We start from the raw sequence: 26946 nt of genomic DNA on the forward strand, positions 1-26946 counted from the left end.
TATCTGAACAATTGACTCCAAGGCAAAAGCATGTTCGGATTTGGGTAAAAATCCTTGACTGCGTCCCGTGGATTATCTAAAATTACACTATAGTCCTTAAAGGGGAGTAGCTAAGACAGCAATGTCGTCATGACGGGATTTATCCCCGGCGCTGCTGGCAACCATTCGTTGTAAGCGAGACCTTTACCGCTAGCCGGTAAAGGTCTTTTGTTTTTCCTTTAAGTCTGGAAATAAATGTGCTTTTATCCACTTCTTTAAAAGGGAAAGGGTCAATACACCCAATTTTTTTATGAAAGGGCTTGGAGGGGAATCATGAGGAAATTTTGGAAACGGATCAAGATGGTTTTTACGTTAAAAAAGTTTGGCCCATTCCTGCTGGATTTTTTTAAATCAAAAAATGTTCCATTGAAGAAGAAAGTATTGTCTGTAGGCCTTTTCGCAGCTTATCTGTTTATACCATTCGATGCCATCCCCGATTTCTTTGCGTTTTTCGGACTAATTGACGATGTTGGCGTCCTGGTAGTGATTCTCCAGCAAATCATTAAGCTTGCTCCAGAATCGTTAAAGGAAAAGCATAAACTTGGAATGGAATAGTTTTAAAAAACAAAGCAAATATTAATCGTATGGAGTGATTAGGAAATGGAGTTATTTTCAGCCGAGTTTTGGTCAGCATTATTTTCCCTTGTAATCATAGATCTTGTCCTTGCTGGTGATAATGCGATCGTGATAGGGCTCGCGGCAAGAAAGCTTCCAAAGAACCAACAGAAAAAAGCGATTATCTGGGGGACGGTCGGGGCTATCATCATCCGCGCAACAGCAACGATTCTTGTCGTATGGCTGTTGATGATTCCGGGCCTCCGCTTAATTGGGGGCATTTTGCTTGTGTGGATTGCGTACAAGCTCCTTACGGAAGAAAGCGGGCATGACATCAAGGCGGGCGCGAGTTTCTGGGGAGCGATTAAAACGATCATCGTTGCCGACGCGCTTATGGGCCTCGATAACGTTTTGGCAGTCGCCGGAGCGGCGAATGGACATCCGCTACTCGTTATTCTCGGTCTGCTGATTTCCATCCCGATTGTTGTGTGGGGCAGCACGATCATCCTCAAATGGATGGAACGTTTCCCGATTATCATAACAATCGGGGCCGGTGTGCTTGCATTCACGGCTTCAAGGATGATCACCGAAGAAAAATTCCTGGCCGGGTTCTTTGAACATAACCCAATGATTAAATGGGCTTTTGTGGCCATCGTAATCATTGGGGTTATATTGGCCGGTAAATTCAAACAAAGAAAACTTGCAGAACAACATTAAGAAGGAGGGAATCCGGTATATTTGCCGGGTTCTTTTTTTATTTGGAATATTTAAGGCCGCTTTTTATTAATATTAAAAATTTTTATTTATTTTTTCCGGACACCCCCAAAAAGGGTTGTTCTTGTCCGTATAATATGGCAAAAGCATCAGGGAGGTGCGACATGGAACTTGTTTCAATAGATATTGACCAATTGCTTGATTCACATGTAAGCCAGGGATCTTTTGATCTGGAAATTATCCATGTTGAACTGGATGCCTTCCTTGAGAAGAACTGAATTGCAAAAACCTTGTTAGTTTCTCACCCTCTTTCTATAAATTTTGGGCCCTTCGCGGATAGCGGAGGGCTATTTTTTTACTTGTGAATCCGCCCCTTTTTAGGAAAATAACCAATTTTCAGAATAATTATTTGACTTTTCACTATCAAGAAGTTATTTTTGAAATAAATATATAACACGATATATCATCAACGGCAAAAACCCGTTATATAAAAATGAATAGGGAGGGTGTACATTGGCAAACGAAAACCACTTGCCTGATCAGGAAAAACTCGATTGCTTTATGGACCGGATCAATGCCGGGGAGAAAATCGAGGCGGATGACTGGATGCCCGAAGAATACAGAAAGACGCTCATCAAGCTGATTTCCATGCATGGCATCAGCGAAATTATGGGTGCGCTGCCCGAAAAAGAATGGGTTCCTAAAGCTCCATCACTAAAAAGGAAGCTTGGAATCATGGCAAAAGTACAGGACGAAATGGGCCATGGCCAACTCCTGCTCCGTGTTGCGGAAGACTTGATGAAGCCATATGGGAAAAACCGCGAATCGATTATGGAAGATTTGTTCAGTGGGGAACTGAAATTCCATAATGTTTTTCACATGGAAGCTCCAACGTGGGCAGATGCCGGTTTAATCGGCTGGCTAGTCGACGGTGCGGCGATCATCACACAGACGAATATGCTTGATGCATCGTACGGCCCATATGCCAGGGCACTGAAGAGGATTTGCGCGGAAGAAGTCTTTCATGCCCAGCACGGTGAATCTATCATCATCGCGCTAGCGGAAGGGACGGATGCCCAAAAGGCGATGATCCAGGATTCGATCAACCGCTGGTGGGATTCCCTCCTTATGTTCTTCGGGCCTGGGGATGCTTCAACAACCGGAACTTCGAAACAGGATATCACGATTAAATACAAAATCCGCACAAAAACGAATGAACAACTGCGGCAGGACTTTTTCACAAAATATATTCCACGCGTGCTGTCCCTTGGCTTGAAGCTCCCTGATCCTACGATGCGTTTTGACGATATATCGGGACAATGGATTTATCAGCAGCCTGATTGGGGCAGGTTCAAGGAAATTATCAAAAACAAAGGCCCAAAATCCGAAGAGCGCCTGCGATTAAGGAAAATTTCCTATGAAACAAACGCATGGGTACGCGAAGCCCTGGGTTCGCCTGTTCACTCATAGAATCGAAATGTAAAAGACTTAAAGATTGAAATAGAAGGAAGGAGGGGCGCATTTGCAAGAAAACAGCTTTTACCAGGAATATGAAGTATTCAGCAAACGAACCGATACTTCCCCAATCCAATACCAATTTTCACTGCTGGCGCCGAATGACGAGCTCGCCCTCATAATGGCGCAGGAAAATTTCATGCGCAGGGAACCAGTTGCGGATATTTGGGTCGTGAGAAGGTCGGCTATCCGCAAAATGACCGCTGAGGAAAAAGAAACATTAAAGCGCCTGGACAACAAGGATTACCGTAATACAAAGGGGTACGGATACCTGAAAAAGAAATGGCGCCAATACGAACAGGAAATGCTCGACGAGAAGGAAATTATGTCATGGGGAGGCGGTGGTGCACGTGTCGATCAAGACTCCGGAAATGGCGGCTGAATTACCGGGCTACCGGGAAGCGCTCGCTGAGTTGCTTTACCAGCTGGCCGACGATGACTTCATTGTCGCCTACAGGGGCTCCGAGTGGCTTGGCTTGGCCCCGCATATCGAGGAAGACGTCGCATTCTCTTCAATCAGCCAGGATACGATGGGGCATGCTGCCATTTTTTATAAGCTGCTTGAGGAATTGGGCGAAGGGAATTTGGACGATCTGGCCCATGGACGGCCGGCCCGGGATCGGAAGAATGCCATTTTGCTAGAATTGGCGAACGGAACAGGGACCTATTTGAATGAGCCACGCTACGATTGGGCATTTGCCGTTGTCCGCCATTATTTCTATACTGTGGCCAAAAGGATCAAAATGGCTTCGCTTATGCGTTCGAGCTATATTCCTCTTGCCGAGGCGGCGGCAAGGGTGAACGTGGAATTGTATTACCACCAGCTCCACTGGAAAACATGGTTCACCCAGCTGATGGGCGCTGGGGGTGAAGCGGGGCAACGTATGGAGGCCGCTATGGCAAAGGTTTTTGCCGGCTTTGGCGACGTCCTTTCACAAGGAAGCAGGGAAACTGAATTCACACACCATGGCTTGATCCAAGGAAGCAAGGAAATTACGGAACAATGGATTGAAGGGATGGCACCTGTTTTCTCACAGCTAGGAGCATCCTTGCCATCCGAATTCGGAATCTCGGAAAATTCCGGCAGAAATGGCGACCACACGCAGGACCTTGAAGACGCGCTCTCTATCCTAAGCGAAGTATACAGATTCGACCCTGCGGCAGGCTGGTAGGCTTTAAAATTCAGTCAAAAGGAATGACTGCTGTGGATGCAAACAAACCGCAAGATTCTGTTTTAAAGGAAACAATTTTGAAAGCGCTTCATTCCGTTATGGACCCGGAAATCCCAACCGTATCGATTATTGACCTTGGAATGCTGCATGATGTGCAGATTTCCGGCTCAAAGGTCCAAATATCGTTAATTCCGACATTCCTCGGGTGCCCCGCGCTGGACATTATCCGAGCAAACACGGAAAAATCGCTGGAAGAAATAAGCTGCCTTACTGAAATTGACGTGCACTTCGTTTACAGCGAGATCTGGACGACAGACAGGATTACCGAGTCTGGGCGAATTAGCCTGAAAGAATTCGGGATTGCCCCTCCGCCAAGGCAGCTTGAGGCCGGTGGATGGGAAGTTGACTGCCCATTTTGCGGTTCCCCCTACACAACACTCGACAATATTTTCGGCCCGACGGCTTGCAGGAGCATCCTGTACTGCCGGTCATGCAAAAACCCGTTCGAAGCGATGAAACCAGTATCTACCTTAATGTAACGAAAAGGGAATTCAGGGCAAAGCCGATAACGGATTTGCCCCAAAATAAAACAGGGGAGAGAAGAATATGATTAAAATGATCGCACTTTACAAGCATCCGGAAAACAAGGAAGCGTTTGACGAGCATTATTTTAAAACACACGGGCCATTGACCGCGAAAATTCCGGGCCTAAGGAAAATGGATGTAACCCGGATCATCGGCAGCCCGATGGGAGGGGAACCCGCATACTATTTAATGTGCGAAATGTATTACGATGACATGGCTTCCTTCAAAGCCGCCATGAAGACAGACGAAGCAAGGGCTTCGGGCAAGGATGTAATGGGCTTCGCCGGGGACCTTGTCACGATGATGATTGGCGAGGAAGTAAATGAGTAAGGAATTTTGTTTTATTGAAACTCGAACGGAAGGGCCAGTTGCGTTTATTGAACTGAACCGCCCTGAAGTCCTGAACGCCCTCAACAGGGGAATGGTCGCCGAAATCCTTGGCGCCATGGAGGATTTCGACAGGGCGGAAGACGTTCGGGCCATTGTCCTGAGCGGTAAGGGGCGCTGTTTTGCCGCCGGGGCCGATATTGATGAAATGGCCGCCGCGGAATCAATAGATATGGAACTGCTCAATCAATTTACAGATTGGGACCGATTGGCATGGATAAAAAAGCCGATCATTGGGGCTGTCCATGGCTTTGCGCTTGGCGGAGCATTCGAACTGGCTTTATGCTGCGACCTGCTTTTTTCTGCGGAAGATGCGGAGTTCGGATTTCCAGAAGTCCTTCTTGGTGTGATGCCAGGCGCTGGCGGAACGGTCCGGCTGACAAAGCTTGCAGGAAAAACAAAAGCGATGGAGTGGCTTTTTACGGGGAAGCGAATTTCCGCGAAAGAAGCCCGTGAATTCGGAATTGTCAATCAGGTGTTCGCCCGGGAAACACTTATGGAGGAAACAGCCCGGTATGCACGCGAGCTTGCAAAGATGCCTCCGCTCTCGGTCAGGTTCATAAAGGAATCAGTTTTAAAGGCGATAGACGCTTCCATTTATGAAGGAATGCAGTTCGAACGGAAGAATTTTTCGCTTTTGTTTTCTTCCGAAGACCAAAAAGAAGGCATGAAGGCTTTTATCGAAAAAAGAAAGGCTCAATTTAAAGGCCGTTAAGGAGGGTACATAGCTTGTTTGAAACAGCCATTTACGAAGTGCGCGGGGAGACCGCATGGATTACCCTTAACCGGCCAGATAAACTGAATGCCTTTACAGCCCAGCTGAATAAGGATGTCGCATCGGCGGTCCGTACAGCCTCAAAGGACAGCTCAGTACGGGCGATTGTGCTTACAGGTGCCGGGAGGGCGTTTTGTTCGGGACAGGATTTGGGGGACGTGGATGAAAACACCGATTATGGTGACGTCCTCAGGAACCGTTATAACCCAATGGTAATGGAAATTGAGAAATGCGAAAAACCGATTGTGGCGGCGGTCAACGGAGTCGCGGCAGGGGCAGGGATGAGCCTTGCCCTTGCATGCGATTTCAGGATTTTATCCGAAAAGGCGAGTTTCCTCCAGGCGTTCATTCATGTCGGGCTTGTCCCGGATGCGGGCAACCTCTATTATTTGCCGCGCCTTATCGGTCATGCGAAAGCGCTTGAGCTCGCGGTTCTCGGAGAAAAAATTAGCGCCGATGAAGCTTTCAGGCTCGGCCTGGCAACCAAAGTAGTACCTGCTGAGCAGTTTTTGGAAGAATCCGCCGCTTTTGCCGACCGGCTCGCCTCAATGCCGACAAAGTCCATTGGCCTGATAAAACGGAACCTGAAGGCCAGCTGGGAATCGGGGATTGAACAATTCCTGGACAGGGATGCACAAAGCCAGCGAATCGCCAGCCAGACAGCGGACCATAAAGAAGGGGTCCGGGCATTCCTTGAAAAACGGAAAGCCGCCTTTACAGGAAAATAAGGGATTACTCTATTATTTTACTAAAAGATAATTCGAATTTACTAAAAGATAATTCGAAAAAGGAGCTGGAACGATGTCTACAGTAAAAGAGCAAAAATTTGAGCCTCTTGCGATGAAACGGGAACTATACCAGCTGATCATCAATGGCGAGCGCGCCGATAGCCATTCCGGAGAAACGTACGCCACCATCAATCCCGCGACTGGCGAGGAAATTGCCCGTGTCTCGAAAGCTTCCATTGAAGATGCCGAACGTGCGGTTCAGGCCGCCCGGGATGCGTTTAATAACGCTAAATGGCGCCGCTCACCGGTTAATAAACGTTCCAGGACTCTGAATAAAATTGCCTCAATTATGAGATCCAGGTTCAATGAGCTTGTGGAATTGGAAATTCTTGATACCGGAAAATCTCTCGCCGCCGCCCAAGGCCAGGTTATGCAGGCAATCGAGGATTTTGAATTTTACGCAGGCGCGATTGTCAGCCACCGCGGCGCGGTCAACAGCATGCCAGGCGCGTTCCAAAATATTACCGAAAAGGAGCCTGTCGGCGTCTGTGCGCAAATAATCCCATGGAATTATCCGTTGATGATGGCTGCCTGGAAGATCGCCCCCGCGATTGCGGTCGGTTGTTCGGTAGTCGTAAAACCTGCTTCCCTCACACCTCTGACAGCGATTGTTCTCGGGGAAATCTGCATCGAAGCAGGGGTTCCTGCTGGAGTCGTCAACATTCTTCCTGGCGCGGGTTCAGAAATCGGCAATTACCTTGTCGAGCACCCGAAGGTCGACAAGGTTGCCTTTACCGGTTCCACGCCGATCGGGAAGGATATCATGGCAAAGGCATCACAAACGTTGAAACGGGTGACGCTTGAGCTTGGCGGCAAATCGCCGAATATCGTTTTTGACGACGCCGATATTGATGCTGCCGTCGACGGATCGCTCTTTGGCATTTTCTACAACAGCGGCCAGTCGTGTGAAGCGCGTTCAAGGCTGTATGTACACGAGAACGTTTACGGTGAATTCATGGAAAAATTCATCGCTAAAACAAAAAAGCTCACGCTTGGCAATCCTTTTGAAGCGGGAACCCATGTAGGGGCAATCATTAGCCGCTACCAGCTGGAGGTGATTGACGGCTATGTGAAATCGGCGCTTGCAGACGGGGCTGTCGCGGAAACCGGCGGACGGGAAGCAACAGTCGAGGGATATGAACAGGGCTACTGGTATGAGCCCACAATCCTGACAAATGTTAATCACGGCATGAAAGCCGTCCGTGAAGAAATTTTCGGGCCGGTTGTTGTCGTCATGAAATTTTCAGATGAAAAGGAAGCTATTAAATTGGCGAATGATAGTGAATATGGCCTGGGATCCGCCATCTGGACAAAGGATTACGGCAGGGCGACCAGGGTTTCGAAACAAATCCAAGCGGGCATCGTCATGGTCAACTGTCCATTCTCCGCATTCCCGGGAACTCCATTCGGGGGCTATAAGCAATCCGGATTTGGCAGGGAGTTGTCAATCGAGACACTTGACTTGTATACGGAAACAAAGAGCATTATTTCCTACTACGGTCCCAAGCCATTAAACCCTCTTGGCGTTTAAAGCTTTTGAGATAAACCAAATACAATAGGCCGGGCACCTTGTAAAAGGTGCTTGTCGCTGTTTTTAATAGAAATGAAGAGGGGGGCACGCTGTGCGTATGGAAAATGTGGTTGTCGTTGGATCGGGAGTCATGGGGCGCGGAATTGCCTATGTAAGCGCGGCAGGGGGCTTTCATGTAACATTGGTCGACATCAAGCAGGAACAGCTTGATGCCGCGAAAGCAGACATCATGTCGATTTTTGAAGGAGCGAAAAAACGGGGCAAGCTAAGCGATTCTGAAATGAACGAGGGAATCGGCAGGCTTACCTATTCAACTCAATTGGAGGAAAGCGTTAAAACTGCTGATCTTATTATTGAAGCTGTGCCCGAAGTCCTTTCAATTAAAAAAGACATTTTCGACAGAATCGACCGGCATGCTCCGGAACACTGTTATTTCGCGTCTAATACATCGACGATGAGCCCGACGGAAATTGGCTCGTTCACAAACCGGCCGGATAAGGTAATCGCGATGCATTTTTTCAATCCGGTCCACAAAATGAAGCTTGTCGAAATCATCCGCGGGCTTGAGACGAGTGATGAAACGGCAGATAAAATTAGGCGAGCCGCGGAAAAAATGGGTAAGGAAACAGTCGTCGTCAATGAATTTCCCGGATTTGTCACGAGCAGGATCAGCGCACTAGTCGGAAATGAAGCGTTTTATATGCTTCAGGAAGGAGTCGGCACACCTGAGGAAATCGATAAAGCAATCCGCCTTGGCTTGAATTACCCGATGGGACCCTTTGAACTAGGCGACCTTGTCGGCTTGGATACAAGGCTAAACAACCTGAGATATCTTCATGAAAAGCTTGGTGAAAAATATCGGCCTGCACCGCTTCTGGAGCAATATGTCAAGGCGGGGCGCCTTGGTAGGAAGAGCGGCCGGGGAGTGTACGACTATAGCAGCAGGACAGAGTCTTAATACTGGGGTGATCAGTTTTGAAAAATGGGGAAGCTGTAATCATTGACGCGGTTAGGACGCCGATCGGGAAATACAATGGGGCGTTGAAGCAGGTCCGTCCAGATGACCTTGGAGCAATTGTCATTAAAGCCTTAGTTGACCGGAATCCATCAATCAATCCGAAGGAAATAGAAGAGGTGGTATTCGGAAACGCCAACCAGGCGGGGGAGGACAACCGGAATGTGGCGAGGATGTCCGCCCTCCTCGCAGGGCTCCCCGTCGAAGTCGCGGGTACGACAATCAATCGCCTTTGCGGTTCGGGGTTAGACGCGGTCAATTACGCGGCAAGGGCCATATTGGCTGGGGAAGGGGATATCTTTATCGCCGGAGGGACGGAAAGCATGACCCGTGCGCCATTTGTGATGGCAAAGCCTGAGTCCGGTTTTCCGCGCGGTAATATGGAATTGTTCGATACGACGATTGGCTGGCGGTTCATCAACAAAAAGCTGGAGGAACGGTATGGAACTGACAGTATGCCGGAAACTGCCGAAAACGTCGCCCGGGAATACGCAATCAGCAGGGTGGATCAGGATACATTCGCTTTGCAGAGCCAATTGAAAGCGAAGGCGGCGATGGAAGCTGGGGTTTTCGGGGATGAAATCGTTCCTGTCAAGTTTAGGGACAAAAAAGGAAACGAGTTCATAGTTGAGCAGGATGAGCATCCACGCGCCGATCCAACGTTCGAAAAGCTCGGGAAGCTGAAGCCATTATTCCCGGGCGGAACGGTTACGGCCGGCAATGCATCGGGTGTAAATGACGGTGCTTCGGCCCTTTTATTAATGAGTTCTGAAAAAGCGGAAGCGCTTGGCCTAAAACCGCTTGCCAAATACATTGCATCTGCGTCGGCCGGACTTGAACCGAGAGTTATGGGGCTTGGCCCGATTGCGGCCGTTAGGAAGGCGCTCCAGCGGGCTGGCCTGCATCCGGAAGATATCGGCCTTTGCGAGCTGAACGAGGCATTCGCCTCCCAATCGCTCGCCTGTATAAAGGAAATGGGTATCGACCCTGAAAAAATCAACGTGAACGGCGGAGCCATCGCATTCGGCCATCCTCTTGGCGCTAGCGGAGCACGCATCCTTACCACCCTGGTACACGAAATGAAAAGGCGGGGCACCCGCTACGGACTAGCCACGATGTGTGTCGGGGTTGGCCAGGGTATCGCTTCCATTGTCGAGCGCCCTGATCGATTCTATTGACTTGTTTGGAAAAATCAGAAACAATCGTAGTGTGAAAAATCAGAAAAGGTGTGCAGAACTGTGAATACAAGATCAATGATTTTTACGCTCTACGGCGACTACATTTCCCACTACGGGAACAAAATCTGGATCGGGAGCCTCATCAGGCTGCTCGAGGAGTTCGGCCATAACAGCCAGTCGGTCCGCGCGGCCATTTCAAGAATGAATAAGCAAGGATGGGTCCAGGCCGAAAAATCGGGAAACAAAAGTTATTATTCCTTGACTCCAAGGGGTGTCAGGCGGATTGAAGAAGCTGCGAGAAGGATTTTTAAATTGAAGCCGGAAGCATGGGACGGCAAATGGAGGATCCTGATGTACTCAATTCCGGAAGAAATCCGGAATGTCCGGGATGAGCTTAGGAAAGAACTCGTTTGGAGCGGGTTTGGGACATTGTCGAACAGCTCATGGATCTCGGCCAATCCGCTTGAAAATGAAGTGTATGACCTGATTGACAAGTATAAAATCGAAGACTATGTCGATTTTTTTGTCGCGGAATATAACGGGCCAAAGGAAAATATCCGGCTGGTCAAGAAATGCTGGGACCTTGAAGAAATCAATAACCGGTACCAGGACTTTATCCAGGAATTCAGTCAAAAATACATTATCGGCAAAAATTTAATCCTAAAAGGACAGATGTCCGATGCCGATTGTTTTGTTGAGAGGACAAAGCTTGTCCATGAATACAGGAAATTCCTGTTCATCGATCCGGGCCTCCCTGAGGAACTTTTGCCGGATAAATGGCTGGGTGCCCATGCGGCATCCCTTTTTTCCGATTATTACAAGGAACTAGCCGAACCGGCTTCGCGTTTTTTCGAGGAAGTATTCAAGGAGGGAAATCTCCTCGAAAGGCGCGACGAGGATTATGATGTACTGGAGCATCCATTTATAATGGATTAACCCCGAAAGACTATGACGCTTTCTGAACGGAAGGATGGAATTAGTGAATAAGCTAGCAAATTTGCTTGGAATCCGTTTCCCGATCATCCAGGGAGGCATGGGCAATATCAGCAACGCCGAATTGGCCGCTGCCGTATCTGAAGCGGGGGGTTTGGGTACGATTGGGTCGGGAACCATGGATCCCGATGAAGTGGAAGCGATCATCATGGAAACAAAATCCAGGACCGGCCAGCCTTTTTGTGTCAACGTACCACTTGGCGTTTCACCTTATAGCAAAGAAATTCTCGCGCTTGTGCTTAAGCATGGCGTCCCGGTTGTTTCTTTATCCGCGGGCAACCCTGCCCCCTATATTCCAAAGCTCCGCGGCGAGGGGGTCAAGGTGCTTTCTGTCATCGCATCCGTAAAACATGCGATAAAAGCAGAAGAAGCCGGAACGGACGCAGTGGTCGCCGAGGGTTACGAGGCCGCCGGCATCAATTCGCCGTTTGAAACGACAACGATGGCGCTGATTCCGCAAGTAGCCGGTGCGGTGGACATTCCTGTTGTCGGGGCGGGCGGGATAGCCGACGGCCGCGGCCTTGCCGCCGCCCTCGCTTTAGGGGCAAGCGGCGCGCAGATGGGCACGCGCTTTATAGCCGTGAAGGAAGCGCCGTTCCATGCCATCTATAAACATTTGGTTACAAATGCGGAAGATACTTCTACTGTTATCGTTGGCAGGGGGGTTGGGAGAATACGGAGGCTTTTGGATACCCCGTATGCGCGAAAACTTATAGTTGAAGAACGCAACGGAATTAGCCTGAAAGAATTTATGGACATGACTGCCGAAAACTATCATAAGTTGGGCGCGATCGAAGGGAATTTGGAAAACGGTTTTTTGAACGCAGGCCAAATAGCCGGCTTAATCAGCGATATTCCTTCAACTGCCGAACTTTTTGAGAGAATGGTAGAAGAGGCCAAAATAGCCTTGGAATCGGCTACATTGAAACTCTTTTAATAAAAAGTGAATAACAAGACGCTTTAGCGCACCAACGGGTTTAAGCGTTAATTTTGCAAGAGAGTAAAATTTCTCTTGCTTTTTTTATTTTATACCAATATAATTTTCAATAATATTCAATTTTTAGAATATTGTTTGACTTACAAATATTGCGAATGTTAGTATAACGATATAAATACGGTGGTGATAGTAAATATCATACGGACATCTCATGGAAGTTTACATAAAGATTTTCATCCAGCAATGGGTGGCGATTAAAAACAAGGGGGAATTGTAATGAAGAAACAAGTAAAAACCATTTCCATCGCAATTGCCGCAATGCTTATGCTCGCGGCTTGCGGCAGCAAGGACTCGGCTGGCGGCAAGACTGGCACTGGAGGGGAGAAAGAAAAAGAATACAAAGTCGGCATCTCCCAGTTTGCTCCCCATCCATCACTCGACGCAGCAACGGAAGGCTTTAAAAAAGCGCTTCAAGACAAAGGTTTGAAAGTAAGCTTTGATGATCAGAACGCCCAGGGAGACCAAAACAACACACGCACAATCGCTCAAAACTTTGTCGGCGACAAGGTTGATATGATTTTCGCAAATGCGACTGCAAGCGCCCAAGCTGCTTTAGGAGTGACAAAGGATATTCCAATCCTGTTCACATCCGTGACGGATCCGGTTGGCGCGGGACTTGTAAAATCATTTGACGAGCCCGGTGAAAATATTACCGGAACGACTGATAACCACCCGGATGCCACGAAAAAGACAATTGATTTCATTACAAATGAAGTTGGCGCTAAGAAAATCGGGATTGTCTATAATTCCGGCGAACAAAACTCCGTTGTCCAAGTAGAAGCTGTTGAAAAGCTGGCAAAAGACAATGGCGGTTCATTAGTAAAGGTGTCCGTTTCGACCACTGCTGAAGTAAAACAAGCAACTGAATCCCTTGTAGGGCGGGTAGACGCGATTTATATCCCTACCGACAATACAGTCGTTTCCGCATTGGACTCCGTCATTTCCGTAGCTAACAGCAAAAAAATCCCTCTTTTCGTCGGGGAGCTTGATTCCATGAAAAAAGGCGCAGTCGCCGCGAGCGGATTTAGCTACTATGACCTTGGATACGAAACTGGTCTTATGGCTGTTGAAATTTTAACAGGCAAGAAAAAGGCCTCCGAAATCCCAGTCGCGCTTCCTCAAAGCCTGACGCTGATGATCAATAAGAAAGCAGCGGAAGCACAGGGACTTGAAGTCAAGGATGAATGGAAAGAAGCCGGGGAGTTTTATGAAGGGGAATAATCCCTGTTAACAACAAGCTTAGTTAGGGCCGAACAACGGCGGGTGCGGAAACCGCCCCGCCATCCGGCTGGACAGGAAGGATGATGAATGTGTTTACGGCAATATTCGGATCATTTGAATCAGGAATTATCTACGCAATCATGGCGCTTGGTGTCTATTTATCCTTCAGGATCCTTGATTTTCCCGACTTGACGGTTGATGGAAGCTTTGTGACAGGCGCCGCGATTGCGGCAACAATGATCGTGAATGGCTACAATCCATTCGCAGCGACACTTGCGGCCCTGATTGCGGGATTTGCCGCGGGCTGTTTGACAGGCATCCTCCATACCGTCGGGAAAATAAACGCGCTGCTGTCCGGAATCTTGGTGATGATTGCCCTCTATTCTATTAATCTGCGGATTATGGGCAGGTCAAATGTTACCCTTCTAAACCAGGATACTTCCTTATCCACGGTTAGCGGTTTATTCGAAAAGGCCGGCATTGATACTTTCATGAACAATCTGCTTGTTTCAGTCGGCCTGGGTGACAGCTTGCCCGACACGTGGGGAATCCTTTTGTTCATGATTGTCGTCACACTGTTTATCAAGTTTTTTACCGATTGGTTCCTGAAAACGGAAATTGGGCTTGCCGTCCGGGCTACAGGTGACAATAAGAGGATGATCAGCAGCCTTTCAGCGAATACAAATGTACTCATAATCCTTGCTCTCGGGATTTCGAACTCGATGGTCGCTTTTTCCGGCGCCATGATTGCCCAGCAGTCAGGCTTCGCGGATGTTGGGATGGGAATCGGGATGATCATCATCGGGCTCGCTTCGGTTATTATCGGCGAGGCGCTGTTTGGCGCGAAAACGATCGCAAGGGCGACATTGGCCGTTATCGGCGGGGCGATTATTTATAGGGTTGTCGTGACATTGGCGCTTCGGATTGATTTTCTCGATCCGGGCGATATGAAACTTATTACCGCCGTAATCGTCATCATTTCGCTTATTACCCCGAAGATTTTGGGCGGGGCGAAGGAAAAAAAGCGGAAAGCAAGAAAGAGGGCGGAAAGGCTCTCGCTCATGAAAACCGTACAGGCAGGAAAGGGGGATCCCCATGCTTCGCTTAAATCAGATTAATAAGGTATTCAATGAAGGGACCCCTGATGAAAAAATCGCAATCGACCATATTGAGCTAGAGCTTAAAAGAGGGGATTTTGTCACTGTCATCGGAAGCAACGGGGCGGGGAAATCGACCCTCATGAATATCATTTCGGGCGCTCTGACACCTGATGTAGGGGAAATTTACCTCGATGGAAAAAATGTGACCAACATGACGGAATACAACCGTTCAAAATTGATCGGCCGTGTCTTCCAGGACCCAATGGCCGGAACCGCGCCAAGCATGACGATTGAAGAAAACCTTGCGATGGCGTATTCGAGGAATAAAACGAGAACGTTCAGGCAGGGAGTCACGAAAAAGCGGAGGGAGCTTTTCAAGGAAGTCCTTGAGTCGTTGCATCTTGGACTTGAAAACAGGCTGACAGCGAAAGTCGGGCTGCTATCGGGCGGTGAAAGGCAGGCGCTGTCACTTTTAATGGCTACCTTTACAGAGCCGTGCGTTCTGCTTCTTGATGAACATACGGCAGCTCTCGACCCTTCAAGGGCGGAACTGATCACAAATCTGACAAAACAAATCATCGATCAATACGGGCTTACGACGCTTATGGTCACGCACAATATGCAGCAGGCCATCGACCTTGGCAACAGGCTAATTATGATGGATAAAGGCCAGATCATACTTGAGGTAAATGAAAATGAGAAGAAAAAACTTACGATTGAAAGTCTTCTTCATGAATTCCAGCGGATCCGCGGCACGCAGATGGCCAATGACCGTGCAATTCTTTCGTAAGATGCTCGCCAATACTTTCATTATAGGGAGAACATAATATGAAGCCTGGGATGCGGGTTGGCCAGGAAGAAACCATTCAGTTTACTGTAACAAAGGAAATGTTCGCGGAGTTTGGCGGACATGTAGTCCACCCCGCCTATTCGACCGCCTGGATGGTCTATCATATGGAATGGGCATCAAGGAACATCATCCTTCCATATCTGGAGGACAAGGAAGAAGGCATGGGTGCAGCAGTCACAGTCAAACATTTGGCTCCCGCCCTTGAAGGTGATGCGATTATTGTTACAGCCTCGCTTACATCGATGGAGGGAAACGCGGTTGTCACCGAGGTCAAAGCTTACGGACCGGAAGGCCTTATCGGTATCGGCGAGGTAAAACAAGTAATTTTGCCAAAATTGAAAATAAGCAGTATGCTAAAAACATAGATTAATAAACGAACCAGCAGCATGACGAAGAAACAGCCTGTAATCAGGTTTGTTTCTTTCTTGCTTTCTAGGGGCTTCGTTTGCTTTAAAGCGGTGAAGCAGTCCGGTTTTTTAAAAAGATACATAGGATCCATACTGAACTGCCAGCCGCGTTTTTACTATATTCCCAATATGTTGTACACATGCCGAAAGGGGAGTTAAAAATGAAAGCGTTACCATTTGCAGAGGGAGATACGAATACAGTGGATATTTTCACAAAAATTGGCGGACATGAACAGGTTGTCTTTTGCAACGATGAGTCAATCGGCCTTAGGGCGATCATCGCCATCCACAGCACGAAGCTCGGGCCCGCATTGGGAGGCTGCCGGATGAGGCCGTATTCGAGCACAGAGGAAGCGCTTGAGGACGTCCTTCGCCTATCAAAAGGAATGACTTATAAATGCGCCGCGGCTGACGTGGACTTCGGAGGGGGAAAAGCGGTCATCATCGGGGATCCGATGAAGGATAAAAGCCCCGAACTATTCAGGGCGTTTGGCCAGTTTGTCGATTCCCTCAACGGACGTTTTTACACTGGAACGGATATGGGGACAACCCCGTCGGATTTTGTCCATGCAATGAAGGAAACGAATTGCATTGTGGGCGTTGACGAAGCATACGGCGGAAGCGGTGATTCTTCAATTCCGACCGCCCAGGGCGTGATTTACGGGATCCAGGCCACGAACAAGGTTATCTGGGGTACGGCCCGCCTTTCAGGGAGGAGCTATGCAATCCAGGGGCTTGGAAAAGTCGGATATAAAGTCGCGGAACGGCTTTTGGAAGAAGGTGCCGATCTTTACGTGACTGACATCAATGAAGAAGCGGTAACCCGCCTATCTGAATATGCCAAGTCTATGGGAAGCATGATTAAAGTGGTTGGAAGCAATGAAATCTTTTCCCAGGAAGCGGATGTATTTGTTCCGTGCGCGCTTGGTGGAATTATTAATGATGATACAATACCGGAACTTAAGTGCCTTGCTGTGGCCGGTTCCGCGAACAACCAGCTGGCCGAGGAAAGGCATGGCCAGATGCTCCAGGCAAAGGGCATCGTGTATGCGCCGGATTATATTGTCAACGCGGGTGGCCTGATCCAGGTAGCCGATGAACTGTACACGCCGAATAAGGAGCGCGTAATGCAAAAAACGCGGGCAATCTATGATTCCCTCCTCGATATATACCGGCATGCTGCAGAAAAAGGGGTGACCACAGTCGAGGCGGCGAACCAGTTCTGTGAGTCGAGGATTGAAGCGCGTGTTAGGAGAAATAGTTTCTTCTCCCATCACAAGCGACCGAAATGGGCTGTCCGTTCTTAAAATTCCTGCCAGGGAGGCGATAGCTGTGAAAGTTGATTTTCCAATCATTCAAATCATGGACGAACAAGGCAATGTTGCTGAGCCTTCCGCGAAGGAAAGACTTACTCGTGATCTTGCTTTGGAGTTTTATAAGCAAATGGTAAGGATTCGCCTGTTTGACAGGAAGGCCGTCAGCCTTCAGAGGCAAGGGCGGATCGGCACCTATGCGCCGTATGAAGGGCAGGAGGCCGCGCAGGTAGGAAGCGCGCTCGCACTTGGAGGTGATGACTGGATGTTTCCGACCTACCGGGAGCATGGAGCCGCATTCGTGTTCGGCCATTCGCTCCGGAACATCCTTTTGTTCTGGAACGGACGGAACGAAGGGTGTGTGCCGCCTGAAGGGAAGAAAATTTTTCCGCCGGGCATCCCGATCGCGACCCAGATTCCACATGCGGCCGGGGCGGCGCTTGCTGAAAAAATCAAGGGCACTTCGTGTGCCGCGATTGCCTATTTCGGGGACGGGGCGACCTCGGAAGGCGATTTTCACGAAGGCCTGAACTTTGCCAGTGTGACAAAGGCTCCAGTCGTTTTTTTTAACCAAAACAACGGCTACGCGATTTCAGTTCCAACCGAAAAACAAATGAATTCCGAAACGATAGCCCAAAAAGCTGTTGCCTATGGGATTCCGGGCATAAGGATTGACGGGAACGATGTCTTTGCGGTTTATTACGAAACTTTGAAAGCGCTTGCGCGTGCCAGGAATGGCGAGGGGCCAACCTTAATTGAAGCAGTGACCTGGAGGTATGGTGCCCATACGACAGCGGACGACCCGTCAAAATACCGGGACCAGTCGGAAAGCCATGGCAAACGCGAAAGGATTGACCCGATACTCAGGCTGGAGCGGTTCCTTAAAAATGAAGGCTACTTTGATGAGGGACTTCTTAAAGCTTTGGAGGAAGAGGCTTCCGCGGAAATTGACAAAGCGGTCGAAGAAATGGAAAAGTATCCACCTGCAAATCCGGCTGATATTTTTGATTATGTTTTCGAGAAACCTGTATGGACGATTGAGAAGCAAAAACGCGACTATCTTCAGTTGATTAGGGGTGGAATGTAGTGGATGTGGCTGTAAAAACAAGGACAATGACCATGGTCCAGGCAATTAACGACGCCCTTGCAGCGATGCTCGAAAAACATAAAGAGGTCATTCTCCTTGGCGAGGATATTGGCAGGAACGGAGGCGTATTCCGCGTAACGGATGGCCTCCAGGAAAGGTTTGGCGAAACGCGGGTCATGGATACACCCTTATCGGAAGCCGGATTCGTTGGAGCCGCGATCGGCATGGCGGCGGCTGGGTTCAGGCCTGTCGCGGAAATTCAATTTCTTGGCTTCATCTACCCCGCCTACGAACAAATCATGACTCATGCCTCAAGGCTCCGGATGAGGACGTTCGGGCATTTTACGGTTCCGATGGTCATCCGCGCCCCATACGGAGCGGGCGTCAGGGCCCCGGAAATCCATTGTGACAGCACAGAAGCCCTGTTTACCCATATGCCTGGCATCAAGGTTGTTTGCCCATCGTCGGCTTTCGACGCGAAAGGCTTGCTCATCGCCTCAATCCTGGACCCCGATCCGGTTCTTTTCCTGGAACCGATGCACCTTTACAGGTCTGTAAAGGATGAGGTCCCGGAAGGTATTTACGATATTGAACTTGGTAAAGGGAAACGGCTGATGGAAGGCGATGATGTAACAGTCATTACATGGGGGGCGATGGTACCGGTCGCCATGAAAGCCGCAGGGGCGATGGCCGAAAAAGGAATCAGCTGCGACGTGCTTGATATGAGGACGCTTTATCCGCTCGATAAGGATATTATCGCGGATTCCGTCCAAAAAACAGGCAGGACAGTCATTGTCCATGAAGCCCATGAAACAGGAGGAGTTGGGAACGATATCCTTGCCATCATTAATGACACATCATTCCTTTACCAGAAAGCTCCAGCGGAAAGGGTAACAGGTTTTGATACGCCAGTCCCGTATTTCGGTTTTGAAAACCACTACTTGCCAACGCCTAAGAGGGTGGAGGCCGCAATCGAAAAAGTAATCCGTTTTTAGGGAGGTGAAACAAATGGAGGTAAAGCTCCATGATATTGGGGAAGGGATGGCTGAAGCCTCGATTAATTGTTTCCTCGTCAAACCAGGTGAATTTGTGAAGGCAGATGATCCTTTGATTGAGGTGCAAACAGATAAAATGGTCGCCGAAATTCCCTCCCCAACATCTGGGATTGTAAAGGAATTCAAGGTAGCCCCAGGTGACACCGTTCCAGTTGGCACGGTGCTGCTCGTCCTTGAGGCTGCTGGGAAAGGTGCAGGTGCTGAAAGTGTCAGTGACGCTTTCCGTGAAACGGCCACTAAAACCGGCACAGTAATGGAAACGGCCATTCTTCCAAAGAAGGAGGCCATCACACAAATCTACCCACGAGTATTGGCTTCGCCGTATACACGAAAATTGGCCAGGGACAATTCCGTCAATATTGAAGAAATAACGGGTAGCGGGCCTGCGGGAAGGATCGTTGATGAGGATGTTCTTCAATTCATCGAAAAGGGCAAAGAAAGCCCCAAACGAGTAGGTCCTGTGGGGACCACCCGGATTCCGGCTGCTGACAGTTCCATTCCAACCATTGGAAAAACCATTCCATTCAGGGGCAGGCGCAAGCAAATTGCCAAAAACCTTCTTCACTCCATCCAGACTATACCCCATTGCACCCATTTTGAAGAAATCGATGTTACAAACCTGATCCACTTCCGAAATGAGCTAAAAGATGCCGGAAAGCCGATTTCCGCGACAGCTTTCTTTATAAAGACACTATCAATCTGCTTAAAGGAATTCCCGATTTTCAACGCGGTTCTCGATGAACAAAATGAAGAAATCAGGCTTTTGGATAATCATAATTTTGGTGTCGCGGTCGATACAGAGGAGGGGCTGATTGTCCCGGTCATCCGAGCCATCCAAACAAAGGCCCTTCCGGAAATAAACAAGGATATGAAAACACTTACAGAAAAGGCATTGAATAACTCGCTTACGATCAGCGATATCCAGGGCGGCTCATTTACAATCAGCAATGTCGGACCGCTTGGCGGAAGCATTGGGGCAACCCCAATTATCCAGCATCCGCAGGTGGCGCTTGTTTCCTTCCATAAGACGAAAAAAATGCCTGTAGTTAATGACAACGATGAAATAGTCATCCGCTCGATCATGAACCTGTCGATGTCGTTTGACCACAGGGTCGCCGATGGAGCGACGGCCGTTAAGTTTACGAACCGTTTTGCCGCCTACATTCAAAATCCGAAAATGCTGTTATTGGAGCTGGTATAGATGGTTGTGGGTGAAATGGCCAATCAGGCAGATCTTATTGTTATCGGTGGTGGACCAGGAGGCTACCATGCGGCGATTAGGGCGGCACAGCTTGGCAGGCAAGTACTCCTGATCGAAAAAGGTGAAATGGGAGGGGTTTGCCTAAATAAAGGCTGCATCCCTTCAAGGGTTATTACCGAAGCGGCGAAAAGCCTTGATCTTGTAAAAAAAAGTGATGTGTTGGGGATAGCAACGGGGCATGCAGACATACAATTTGATAGATTGCTTGAACACCGCAATAAAACCATTGCTAGTTTGCGGGCAGGGGTGGAGGCACTCTGCAAAGCCAATAAAGTCCAAAGGATAAGGGGTTCCGCATTTTTCCTGTCGGATACAAGAATTGGCGTGGAGGAAGGTGATAAATACGATGTCCATGAATTTAACGACGCCATCATCGCCGCGGGTGTAAACCCAGCCGCCAACAGTAAGTATCCTGTTAGCCGGAGGATTCTTAATCAGTTAGAGATTTCCTTCCTGGACGAAATTCCGGCACATCTGGCAATTTACGGATCTGGCACTCTGCCGCTCGAAATGGCCATGGCCTTCAGGGCACTGGGATCGGAAGTTACGTTCCTATTGAAAAAAGGTGAGAACTTGCCTTTCGATTCTTCGATTTCAAAAGAACTGGCCAGGATTTTTAAAAAGGAAAAAATCCAAATGTTAAAAGAGTGCGTGATTAAGGATGTTGCCGAAATAGAAAGCGGCGTCGCCATTCAGTTCGAAGGGGCGTCCGGCGAAAAAGTTCTCGAAGCAACGCATTTCTTTTATCAGGAAAAACAAAGCCCTGATACTGCCGGGCTCGGAACATTAAGGATCGGGATACAACATGATAGCGAAGGTTTCATCCAGGTGGATAGCCAATGCCGCACCTCGGTGAAGAACATTTACGCGGTTGGGGATATAACAGGCGAGCCATTCCTTGCCTCAAAAGCGATTAAACAAGGAAAAATCGCCGCAGAAGCAGCGTGCGGCCTAAATCCAGAAGCAGATTTTCACTTCCTTCCTAAGGTCTCGTTTACTAGGCCGCCTATCGCTTCAGTTGGAATGACCGAGGAAGAAGCGCTTTCCAAAAAACTCGAAATTAAAACGAGCCAGTTCCCGTTGGCCGCAAACGGGTTCAGCGCCATCACCGGGAAGAAGGATGGCCTTATTAAAATCATTTCTGAACACGGAACCGATGTGATCCTTGGAATTCATATCATTGGTGAAGGAGCGCATGAACTCATTTTCGGCGGGGTAACCGGGCTCGAAATGGGCGCCAGGGAAGAGGATTTTGTGTTTCCATCATACCCGCATCCGGGTCTTGCTGAAGCATTGCTTGAAGCTGCCGAAGGACTTGGGGGAAAAGCTGTCCATTTAAAACCTCAAAAGAAAACTAGTGGAGTCGATACTGAAAGTTTACAAGCCGGAGTCTCTTTAGGTATTAAATAAACTAATTATTATGGGAGGGTTATTTCATGCAAGAACATACATTGAAAACGAATGAGTTGGTGGAGGACTTTTTTCCAGTAAGGGATGTAGATTATCTTGAAATCTATACAGGGAACGCAAAACAGGCGGCCTACTTTTTCTGCAATGCGTACGGATTCCACACCGTTGCGTATTCAGGGCTTGAGACAGGAAACCGCGAAACTGTTTCATACGTTCTTCAGCAGCGGAACATCAGGCTTGTCATCACTGGTTCGCTTGTTGAAAACAGTGAAGTTTCCGCTTTTGTAAAAAAACATGGCGACGGAGTGAAGGATGTCGCCCTTCTCGTTGATGATGTCGAAAAAGCCTTTTCCGCCGCGGTTGACCGTGGGGCAATCGCATTGATGGCTCCAACAGACTATAGCGACAATCACGGATCGATTAAGAAAGCGGTCATCGGCACGTATGGCGACACAATCCATACACTTGTCCAGAGAAACGGTTATACCGGGCCATTCATGCCTGGATATGAGCCATACACGCAGTTTGACCAGATTCCGGATACCGGCCTTATCGGCATTGACCATGTTGTCGGCAACGTCGAAAGCATGGACGAGTGGGTTGAATATTATGAAAAGGTCATGGGCTTCAAGGAAATGAAGCATTTCTCAGATGAGGACATTTCAACTGAATACTCCGCGCTTATGTCCAAGGTTATGCATAACGGGGGCAGGATCAAGTTCCCGATCAATGAACCTGCAGAAGGAAAGCGGAAATCGCAAATACAGGAATACCTTGAATTCTATAACGGCCCGGGAGTCCAGCATTTGGCCATCCTTACTGAAGACATCGTTTCGACTGTTACTGCACTGAAAGACAATGGCGTCGAATTCCTGTCCACCCCTGATGCTTATTATGAAGAGCTTTCCGAAAGGGTAGGGCAAATCGACGAGGAAATTTCAAAGCTTAGGGAGTTAAGCATTTTGGTCGATCGCGATGATGAAGGCTACCTTCTGCAAATTTTCACAAAGCCCATCGTCGACAGGCCTACATTGTTCATAGAGATTATCCAGCGCAAAGGCGCAAGGGGATTCGGCGAAGGGAACTTCAAGGCACTCTTTGAATCCATCGAACGTGAACAGGCCAGGCGCGGAAACCTATAAAAAAACAGATTCACGAAAGTGGGAATGGGTATGGCAACAATTAAAGCGAGGGATGAATTGGTCTCACTCCTCCCTTACCCACTGGGCCCCCCGCCTGAAACCATGCAAACAAAGCTGGGGTTTTCCAGGATTATCAGAATGGGAGACAACGAAAATCCATATGGCGCGTCACCCTTTGCCCTCGAAGCAGCGAAAAAGGAACTTGAATCAGTAAGCCGCTATCCTGATGGCACATATTCAAGGCTCTATAACGCACTGGGCGAATTCCATGGCTTGCCTGAAGGTTTTTTTATCGTAGGAAACGGTTCGGATGAAGTGATACGGCTGTTAACCCGGGCCTTCATTGGCCATGGAGATGAAGCGGTGATGGCGTCCTGCACGTTTCCCCGGTACAAAACGAATGTTTTAATTGAAGGCGGAATTCCGGTGGAAGTGCCACTGGCTAATGGCGCGCACGATCTTGAAGGGATGATGGCCCAAATTGGCAGAAAAACCAAAATGGTATTTGTTTGTAATCCAAACAACCCGACGGGAACGATAGTGGAAAAAAATGCGCTGGCGCAATTTATTTCGGATATGCCCAAGAATGTCATGATTGTCGTTGATGAAGCTTACGTTGAATATGTGACGCTAGGCGAGATGAATGACGCGAAAACAATCCTGGAAAAGCAACCGAATGTCGTTATTTTAAGGACTTTTTCAAAAATCCACGGGCTCGCGGGCCTTAGGATCGGATATGGGATGATGGCTCCGGAAATTGCCGGGGAACTTCGGAAGGTAAAGGATGTCTTTAACGTAAACAGGGTGGGTGCCGCGGCAGCTGCGGCATCCCTTGCCGATAAGGCTTTTATAGCGGAATCCGCTGAAAAGAATTGCCTGGAACGGGAGTACGTCGCCAATTGCCTTGCCGGAATGGGTTTCACGGTTTTGCCTTCGGAAGCGAATTTCCTGTTTGTTTTGCTGAAAGAATCATCGCTCGCGGCGGAAGCATCCCTTGCAGAAAAAGGAATATTCGTAAAAGGCCTTGCAGCCCCCGGATATCCGAACGCGCTTCGCGTTGCTCTTGGATGCAGGGAAGAAAACGACGCATTTCTTAAGGCTCTACGATCGTTCGCCGCGGAAGGGGTGGTGTAGAAATGGAATTTACTCCAGGCAGCATGGACTGGCGCGATGGATACAAGCTTTTAATTGGCTCGATCCTGCCTAGGCCGATTGCCTTTGTTTCGACAGTTGGCAAAGATGGTATCACCAATGCCGCGCCGTTCAGCTTTTTTACGGTCATCAGCGCCGAACCGATGCTTATATGCTTTTCCCCAATGAGGCGTGGGAGTGACGGCGCCAAGAAAGATACGCTGATTAACATCGAGGAAACCGGCCAGTTTGTCATTAACATTGTTAGCGAGGAAATAGCGGTACAGATGAATATTTGCGCAACGGAATATCCACCGCAAGTTGATGAGTTGGAAGAATCGGGGCTTACACGCGAGCCCGCCGCTGCGGTACGTGCTCCAAGGATTAAGGAGGCAAAAATCCATTTGGAATGCGAGCTGCACGAAGTCCATCACTACGGAGACCAGCCGGGCTCCGGCAGCCTGGTCGTAGGGAAGGTCGTCCATATTCACGCGGAAGACAGCCTGATCGACAACGGCAGGATCCTTGCCGAAGAACTGAAGCCGATTGGGCGGATGGCAGGCAATTTGTATACAAGGCCGCTCGGTTCCACCTTTGAGCTAAATCGACTGATAAAGCCGGGTGGAGCGAAATGAGGTTTATTTCGTTTATAAAGCCAAGCGGGGAGGCCGCGGCAGGCTGGATTTTGGGGGACACTTTCGCTGTCGATATGAAAGAGGCTTCAAACGGCATTTTACCCGATTCAATGGAAGTATTTCTATTAAACGCTGAAACGAACCTTGAAAAAGCAAGGTCCCTTGAAGTTGGCGCTAAAACCAGAGGGGTTTATCCATTGGATTCGGTCCGGCTTTTGGCGCCGCTTCCACAGCCGAAAAGCTTCCGCGATTTCTATGCTTTTGAACAGCATGTGAAAACGGCGAGGATGAACAGGGGTCTCGAAATGATTCCCGAGTGGTATGAAATTCCCGTTTTTTACTTCTCAAACCATCTGGCAATCAAGGGGACCGAGGTAGAAATAACGAGGCCCATAGAGTGCGGGAAATTGGATTATGAATTGGAAATCGCCTGTGTCATAGGGAAGCAAGGAAGCAATATTAAAGCCGGGAATGCCGAGGATTTTATTTTCGGCTACTGCATCCTTAACGACTGGAGCGCGCGCGATTTTCAGCAAAAGGAAATGAAGGTCGGCCTTGGACCTGCGAAAGGGAAGGATTTCGCAACCACAATCGGCCCGTATATCACGACCGCGGATGAACTGTCCGGGCATAAAGCGGGCAAGGGCTTTGACCTTGCCATGACCGCCAAAGTAAACGGCGAAATTTTATCCAAAGGGAATATGAAGGATATTCATTATTCCTTCGCGGAAATGATTGAGCGTGCTTCTGCCGGCACGACCCTTTATCCCGGTGAATTGATTGGTTCAGGGACGGTAGGGACCGGCTGCATCCTTGAGCTTGGCGAGGTGGTCCATCGCTGGCTCGAGCCCGGAGATGTTGTTGAATTGGAAATAGAAAAGCTGGGACTATTACGGAATACGATTGTTGGGGAAAAGGGGTGAACACATGTATTACCGGCAAATGGGGAAAATTCCCCGCAAAAGGCATACTGTTTTCAAAAAGGAAGACGGTTCATTATACAGGGAGCAGGTGATGGGGACGAAAGGGTTCTCAGGCACCCAATCCATCCTTTACCACGAACATATGCCGACGGAGGTTGTCAGGGCGGAGAAAATCATTCCCTTCCTTCCTGAATATGAAGAAGACAGCCCGCTTAGACATAGGCACTTTTATACGCCGGAAATCAGGAAATCCGGCGATGCGCTTGGCGCGCGGGAATATTTGATGGGAAACAGCGACCTGCTGATTGGAACGGCAAATGTCGATAAGCCTATGGAAAGTTATTACCGGAACGGCGATGGCGATGAAATGTTGTTCATCCACCATGGTTCAGGAAAACTGCAAACAATGTTCGGCACGCTTTCCTACCGGCGCGGCGATTATCTTGCCATCCCAATCGGGACGATTTACCGGCTGATTCCGGAGTCGGATACTAAAATCCTGTTTATTGAATCATATTCTCAACTGACAACCCCAAGGCGTTACAGGAATGAATACGGCCAACTGCTGGAGCACAGTCCGTTCTGCGAGCGTGATTTACGGGGCCCGGAAACACTCGAAACTTATTCTGAAAAAGGCGAATTTGAAGTGATGACCAAAACGAGGGGTTTCTTGCATCAGCATATCCTTGGCCACCATCCGTTCGATGTCGTGGGCTGGGACGGCTATTTGTACCCGTGGGCATTCAATATAGAAGATTTTGAGCCGATTACAGGCCGAATCCACCAGCCGCCTCCAGTCCATCAGACTTTTGAAGGCCATAATTTCGTTGTTTGCTCGTTTGTGCCGCGCCTTTACGATTACCACCCAGAGGCGATTCCGGCCCCATATTTCCACAGCAACGTCAACAGCGATGAGATGCTTTATTATGTGGAAGGGAATTTCATGAGCCGGAAAGGTATCAAGGAAGGATCGATCAGCCTGCACCCAAGCGGCATACCGCACGGGCCGCATCCCGGCAAAACGGAAGCAAGCATCGGAAAAAAAGAAACGCTCGAACTTGCGGTCATGATCGACACTTTCCGTCCGCTCCGTATTTTCAAACCTGCGGGGGAAATTGAAGACAAGGGCTATATGTATTCGTGGACAGGCGGATAAATTCAAGGCAT

The 26946-nt window shown here is 48.8% G+C and carries 28 protein-coding genes; all 28 read left to right on the forward strand.

All coding sequences use genetic code 11. The features are described 5' to 3' along the window. Positions 1–312 precede the first annotated feature (312 nt). The 28 genes from DRW41_RS16755 (at position 313) to DRW41_RS16895 (ending at position 26935) form a co-directional block, all read left to right on the forward strand. On the forward strand, positions 313–594 hold the full coding sequence (locus DRW41_RS16755) for a YkvA family protein (protein ID WP_115453163.1): 282 nt from the start codon (positions 313–315) through the stop codon (positions 592–594). A 45-nt stretch (positions 595–639) separates the two neighbouring features. After that, on the forward strand, positions 640–1311 hold the full coding sequence (locus tag DRW41_RS16760; RefSeq protein ID WP_115453164.1) for a TerC family protein: 672 nt from the start codon (positions 640–642) through the stop codon (positions 1309–1311). 558 nt (positions 1312–1869) lie between these two features. Beyond that, complete coding sequence (paaA, locus tag DRW41_RS16770) at positions 1870–2778, forward strand: 1,2-phenylacetyl-CoA epoxidase subunit PaaA (RefSeq protein ID WP_115453246.1); 909 nt, start codon at positions 1870–1872, stop codon at positions 2776–2778. A 52-nt stretch (positions 2779–2830) separates the two neighbouring features. Next, on the forward strand, positions 2831–3205 hold the full coding sequence (paaB, locus tag DRW41_RS16775) for a 1,2-phenylacetyl-CoA epoxidase subunit PaaB (protein WP_115453166.1): 375 nt from the start codon (positions 2831–2833) through the stop codon (positions 3203–3205). Further along, positions 3195–3995, forward strand: coding sequence for a 1,2-phenylacetyl-CoA epoxidase subunit PaaC (paaC, locus tag DRW41_RS16780; RefSeq protein ID WP_115453167.1), 801 nt, complete (start codon positions 3195–3197; stop codon positions 3993–3995). The genes paaB and paaC overlap by 11 nt, the downstream gene beginning before the upstream one ends. 23 nt (positions 3996–4018) lie before the next feature. After that, a complete protein-coding gene (paaD, locus tag DRW41_RS16785; protein ID WP_115453168.1) occupies positions 4019–4534 on the forward strand; it encodes a 1,2-phenylacetyl-CoA epoxidase subunit PaaD in 516 nt (171 codons plus the stop codon). A 67-nt stretch (positions 4535–4601) separates the two neighbouring features. Further along, positions 4602–4910 carry an EthD family reductase gene (locus DRW41_RS16790; RefSeq protein WP_115453169.1) on the forward strand — a complete coding sequence of 103 codons (309 nt, stop codon included), beginning with the start codon at positions 4602–4604 and terminating at the stop codon, positions 4908–4910. Further along, complete coding sequence (locus DRW41_RS16795) at positions 4903–5682, forward strand: enoyl-CoA hydratase/isomerase family protein (RefSeq protein ID WP_115453170.1); 780 nt, start codon at positions 4903–4905, stop codon at positions 5680–5682. Before DRW41_RS16790 ends, DRW41_RS16795 begins: the two co-directional genes overlap by 8 nt. A gap of 14 nt (positions 5683–5696) precedes the next feature. Further along, positions 5697–6470: an enoyl-CoA hydratase-related protein gene (locus DRW41_RS16800; RefSeq protein ID WP_115453171.1), complete on the forward strand. Its 774-nt coding sequence runs from the start codon at positions 5697–5699 to the stop codon at positions 6468–6470. 73 nt (positions 6471–6543) lie between these two features. Then, entirely contained in the window at positions 6544–8061 is a 1518-nt protein-coding gene (locus tag DRW41_RS16805; protein WP_115453172.1) for an aldehyde dehydrogenase family protein, read from the forward strand. A 97-nt stretch (positions 8062–8158) separates the two neighbouring features. After that, positions 8159–9019: a 3-hydroxyacyl-CoA dehydrogenase gene (locus DRW41_RS16810; RefSeq protein WP_115453247.1), complete on the forward strand. Its 861-nt coding sequence runs from the start codon at positions 8159–8161 to the stop codon at positions 9017–9019. A 17-nt stretch (positions 9020–9036) separates the two neighbouring features. Beyond that, positions 9037–10254 (forward strand): 3-oxoadipyl-CoA thiolase, encoded by a 1218-nt coding sequence (locus DRW41_RS16815; protein ID WP_115453173.1) that lies wholly within the window; start codon positions 9037–9039, stop codon positions 10252–10254. A gap of 60 nt (positions 10255–10314) precedes the next feature. Then, the gene (gene paaX / locus DRW41_RS16820) at positions 10315–11190 is read left to right on the forward strand and encodes a phenylacetic acid degradation operon negative regulatory protein PaaX (protein ID WP_115453174.1); all 876 of its coding nucleotides are present in this window, start codon (positions 10315–10317) and stop codon (positions 11188–11190) included. Positions 11191–11233: 43 nt separating this feature from the next. Beyond that, positions 11234–12184: an NAD(P)H-dependent flavin oxidoreductase gene (locus DRW41_RS16825; protein ID WP_115453175.1), complete on the forward strand. Its 951-nt coding sequence runs from the start codon at positions 11234–11236 to the stop codon at positions 12182–12184. Between the two features lie 276 nt (positions 12185–12460). Next, positions 12461–13465: an ABC transporter substrate-binding protein gene (locus tag DRW41_RS16830; protein WP_115453176.1), complete on the forward strand. Its 1005-nt coding sequence runs from the start codon at positions 12461–12463 to the stop codon at positions 13463–13465. A gap of 89 nt (positions 13466–13554) precedes the next feature. Further along, complete coding sequence (locus DRW41_RS16835; protein WP_115453248.1) at positions 13555–14583, forward strand: ABC transporter permease; 1029 nt, start codon at positions 13555–13557, stop codon at positions 14581–14583. Further along, positions 14561–15355, forward strand: coding sequence for an ABC transporter ATP-binding protein (locus tag DRW41_RS16840; RefSeq protein WP_115453177.1), 795 nt, complete (start codon positions 14561–14563; stop codon positions 15353–15355). Before DRW41_RS16835 ends, DRW41_RS16840 begins: the two co-directional genes overlap by 23 nt. 38 nt (positions 15356–15393) lie before the next feature. After that, entirely contained in the window at positions 15394–15780 is a 387-nt protein-coding gene (locus DRW41_RS16845; protein WP_115453178.1) for a thioesterase family protein, read from the forward strand. A 203-nt stretch (positions 15781–15983) separates the two neighbouring features. Beyond that, the gene (locus DRW41_RS16850; protein ID WP_115453179.1) at positions 15984–17129 is read left to right on the forward strand and encodes a Leu/Phe/Val dehydrogenase; all 1146 of its coding nucleotides are present in this window, start codon (positions 15984–15986) and stop codon (positions 17127–17129) included. Between the two features lie 25 nt (positions 17130–17154). Next, positions 17155–18222, forward strand: coding sequence for a pyruvate dehydrogenase (acetyl-transferring) E1 component subunit alpha (gene pdhA / locus DRW41_RS16855; RefSeq protein WP_115453180.1), 1068 nt, complete (start codon positions 17155–17157; stop codon positions 18220–18222). Between the two features lie 26 nt (positions 18223–18248). Further along, positions 18249–19217 (forward strand): alpha-ketoacid dehydrogenase subunit beta, encoded by a 969-nt coding sequence (locus DRW41_RS16860; RefSeq protein WP_181884618.1) that lies wholly within the window; start codon positions 18249–18251, stop codon positions 19215–19217. Between the two features lie 13 nt (positions 19218–19230). Then, a complete protein-coding gene (locus DRW41_RS16865; protein WP_115453182.1) occupies positions 19231–20478 on the forward strand; it encodes a dihydrolipoamide acetyltransferase family protein in 1248 nt (415 codons plus the stop codon). Beyond that, positions 20479–21948 carry a dihydrolipoyl dehydrogenase family protein gene (locus tag DRW41_RS16870; protein ID WP_115453183.1) on the forward strand — a complete coding sequence of 490 codons (1470 nt, stop codon included), beginning with the start codon at positions 20479–20481 and terminating at the stop codon, positions 21946–21948. 26 nt (positions 21949–21974) lie between these two features. Next, positions 21975–23090 (forward strand): 4-hydroxyphenylpyruvate dioxygenase, encoded by a 1116-nt coding sequence (hppD, locus tag DRW41_RS16875; protein WP_115453184.1) that lies wholly within the window; start codon positions 21975–21977, stop codon positions 23088–23090. Positions 23091–23120: 30 nt separating this feature from the next. Then, entirely contained in the window at positions 23121–24224 is a 1104-nt protein-coding gene (gene hisC, locus DRW41_RS16880; protein ID WP_181884610.1) for a histidinol-phosphate transaminase, read from the forward strand. 2 nt (positions 24225–24226) lie between these two features. After that, the gene (locus DRW41_RS16885) at positions 24227–24856 is read left to right on the forward strand and encodes a flavin reductase family protein (RefSeq protein ID WP_115453186.1); all 630 of its coding nucleotides are present in this window, start codon (positions 24227–24229) and stop codon (positions 24854–24856) included. After that, entirely contained in the window at positions 24853–25779 is a 927-nt protein-coding gene (locus DRW41_RS16890) for a fumarylacetoacetate hydrolase family protein (protein ID WP_115453187.1), read from the forward strand. The genes DRW41_RS16885 and DRW41_RS16890 overlap by 4 nt, the downstream gene beginning before the upstream one ends. A gap of 4 nt (positions 25780–25783) precedes the next feature. Further along, positions 25784–26935: a homogentisate 1,2-dioxygenase gene (locus tag DRW41_RS16895; protein WP_115453188.1), complete on the forward strand. Its 1152-nt coding sequence runs from the start codon at positions 25784–25786 to the stop codon at positions 26933–26935. Positions 26936–26946 lie beyond the last annotated feature (11 nt).

This window comes from Neobacillus piezotolerans (assembly GCF_003362805.1).
Taxonomy (GTDB): domain Bacteria; phylum Bacillota; class Bacilli; order Bacillales; family Cytobacillaceae; genus Bacillus_D; species Bacillus_D piezotolerans.

Excerpts from the sequence above, each read along its gene's own strand:
- DRW41_RS16755 (WP_115453163.1), top strand. The coding sequence starts at position 313 with ATGAGGAAATTTTGGAAACGGATCAAGATGGTTTTTACGTTAAAAAAG.
- DRW41_RS16760 (WP_115453164.1), top strand. The coding sequence starts at position 640 with ATGGAGTTATTTTCAGCCGAGTTTTGGTCAGCATTATTTTCCCTTGTA.
- paaA (WP_115453246.1), top strand. The coding sequence starts at position 1,870 with ATGGACCGGATCAATGCCGGGGAGAAAATCGAGGCGGATGACTGGATG.
- paaC (WP_115453167.1), top strand. The coding sequence starts at position 3,195 with ATGGCGGCTGAATTACCGGGCTACCGGGAAGCGCTCGCTGAGTTGCTT.
- paaD (WP_115453168.1), top strand. The coding sequence starts at position 4,019 with ATGACTGCTGTGGATGCAAACAAACCGCAAGATTCTGTTTTAAAGGAA.
- DRW41_RS16790 (WP_115453169.1), top strand. The coding sequence starts at position 4,602 with ATGATTAAAATGATCGCACTTTACAAGCATCCGGAAAACAAGGAAGCG.
- DRW41_RS16795 (WP_115453170.1), top strand. The coding sequence starts at position 4,903 with ATGAGTAAGGAATTTTGTTTTATTGAAACTCGAACGGAAGGGCCAGTT.
- DRW41_RS16805 (WP_115453172.1), top strand. The coding sequence starts at position 6,544 with ATGTCTACAGTAAAAGAGCAAAAATTTGAGCCTCTTGCGATGAAACGG.
- DRW41_RS16810 (WP_115453247.1), top strand. The coding sequence starts at position 8,159 with ATGGAAAATGTGGTTGTCGTTGGATCGGGAGTCATGGGGCGCGGAATT.
- DRW41_RS16830 (WP_115453176.1), top strand. The coding sequence starts at position 12,461 with ATGAAGAAACAAGTAAAAACCATTTCCATCGCAATTGCCGCAATGCTT.
- DRW41_RS16840 (WP_115453177.1), top strand. The coding sequence starts at position 14,561 with ATGCTTCGCTTAAATCAGATTAATAAGGTATTCAATGAAGGGACCCCT.
- DRW41_RS16845 (WP_115453178.1), top strand. The coding sequence starts at position 15,394 with ATGAAGCCTGGGATGCGGGTTGGCCAGGAAGAAACCATTCAGTTTACT.
- DRW41_RS16850 (WP_115453179.1), top strand. The coding sequence starts at position 15,984 with ATGAAAGCGTTACCATTTGCAGAGGGAGATACGAATACAGTGGATATT.
- DRW41_RS16860 (WP_181884618.1), top strand. The coding sequence starts at position 18,249 with ATGACCATGGTCCAGGCAATTAACGACGCCCTTGCAGCGATGCTCGAA.
- DRW41_RS16865 (WP_115453182.1), top strand. The coding sequence starts at position 19,231 with ATGGAGGTAAAGCTCCATGATATTGGGGAAGGGATGGCTGAAGCCTCG.
- DRW41_RS16870 (WP_115453183.1), top strand. The coding sequence starts at position 20,479 with ATGGTTGTGGGTGAAATGGCCAATCAGGCAGATCTTATTGTTATCGGT.
- hppD (WP_115453184.1), top strand. The coding sequence starts at position 21,975 with ATGCAAGAACATACATTGAAAACGAATGAGTTGGTGGAGGACTTTTTT.
- hisC (WP_181884610.1), top strand. The coding sequence starts at position 23,121 with ATGGCAACAATTAAAGCGAGGGATGAATTGGTCTCACTCCTCCCTTAC.
- DRW41_RS16885 (WP_115453186.1), top strand. The coding sequence starts at position 24,227 with ATGGAATTTACTCCAGGCAGCATGGACTGGCGCGATGGATACAAGCTT.
- DRW41_RS16890 (WP_115453187.1), top strand. The coding sequence starts at position 24,853 with ATGAGGTTTATTTCGTTTATAAAGCCAAGCGGGGAGGCCGCGGCAGGC.
- DRW41_RS16895 (WP_115453188.1), top strand. The coding sequence starts at position 25,784 with ATGTATTACCGGCAAATGGGGAAAATTCCCCGCAAAAGGCATACTGTT.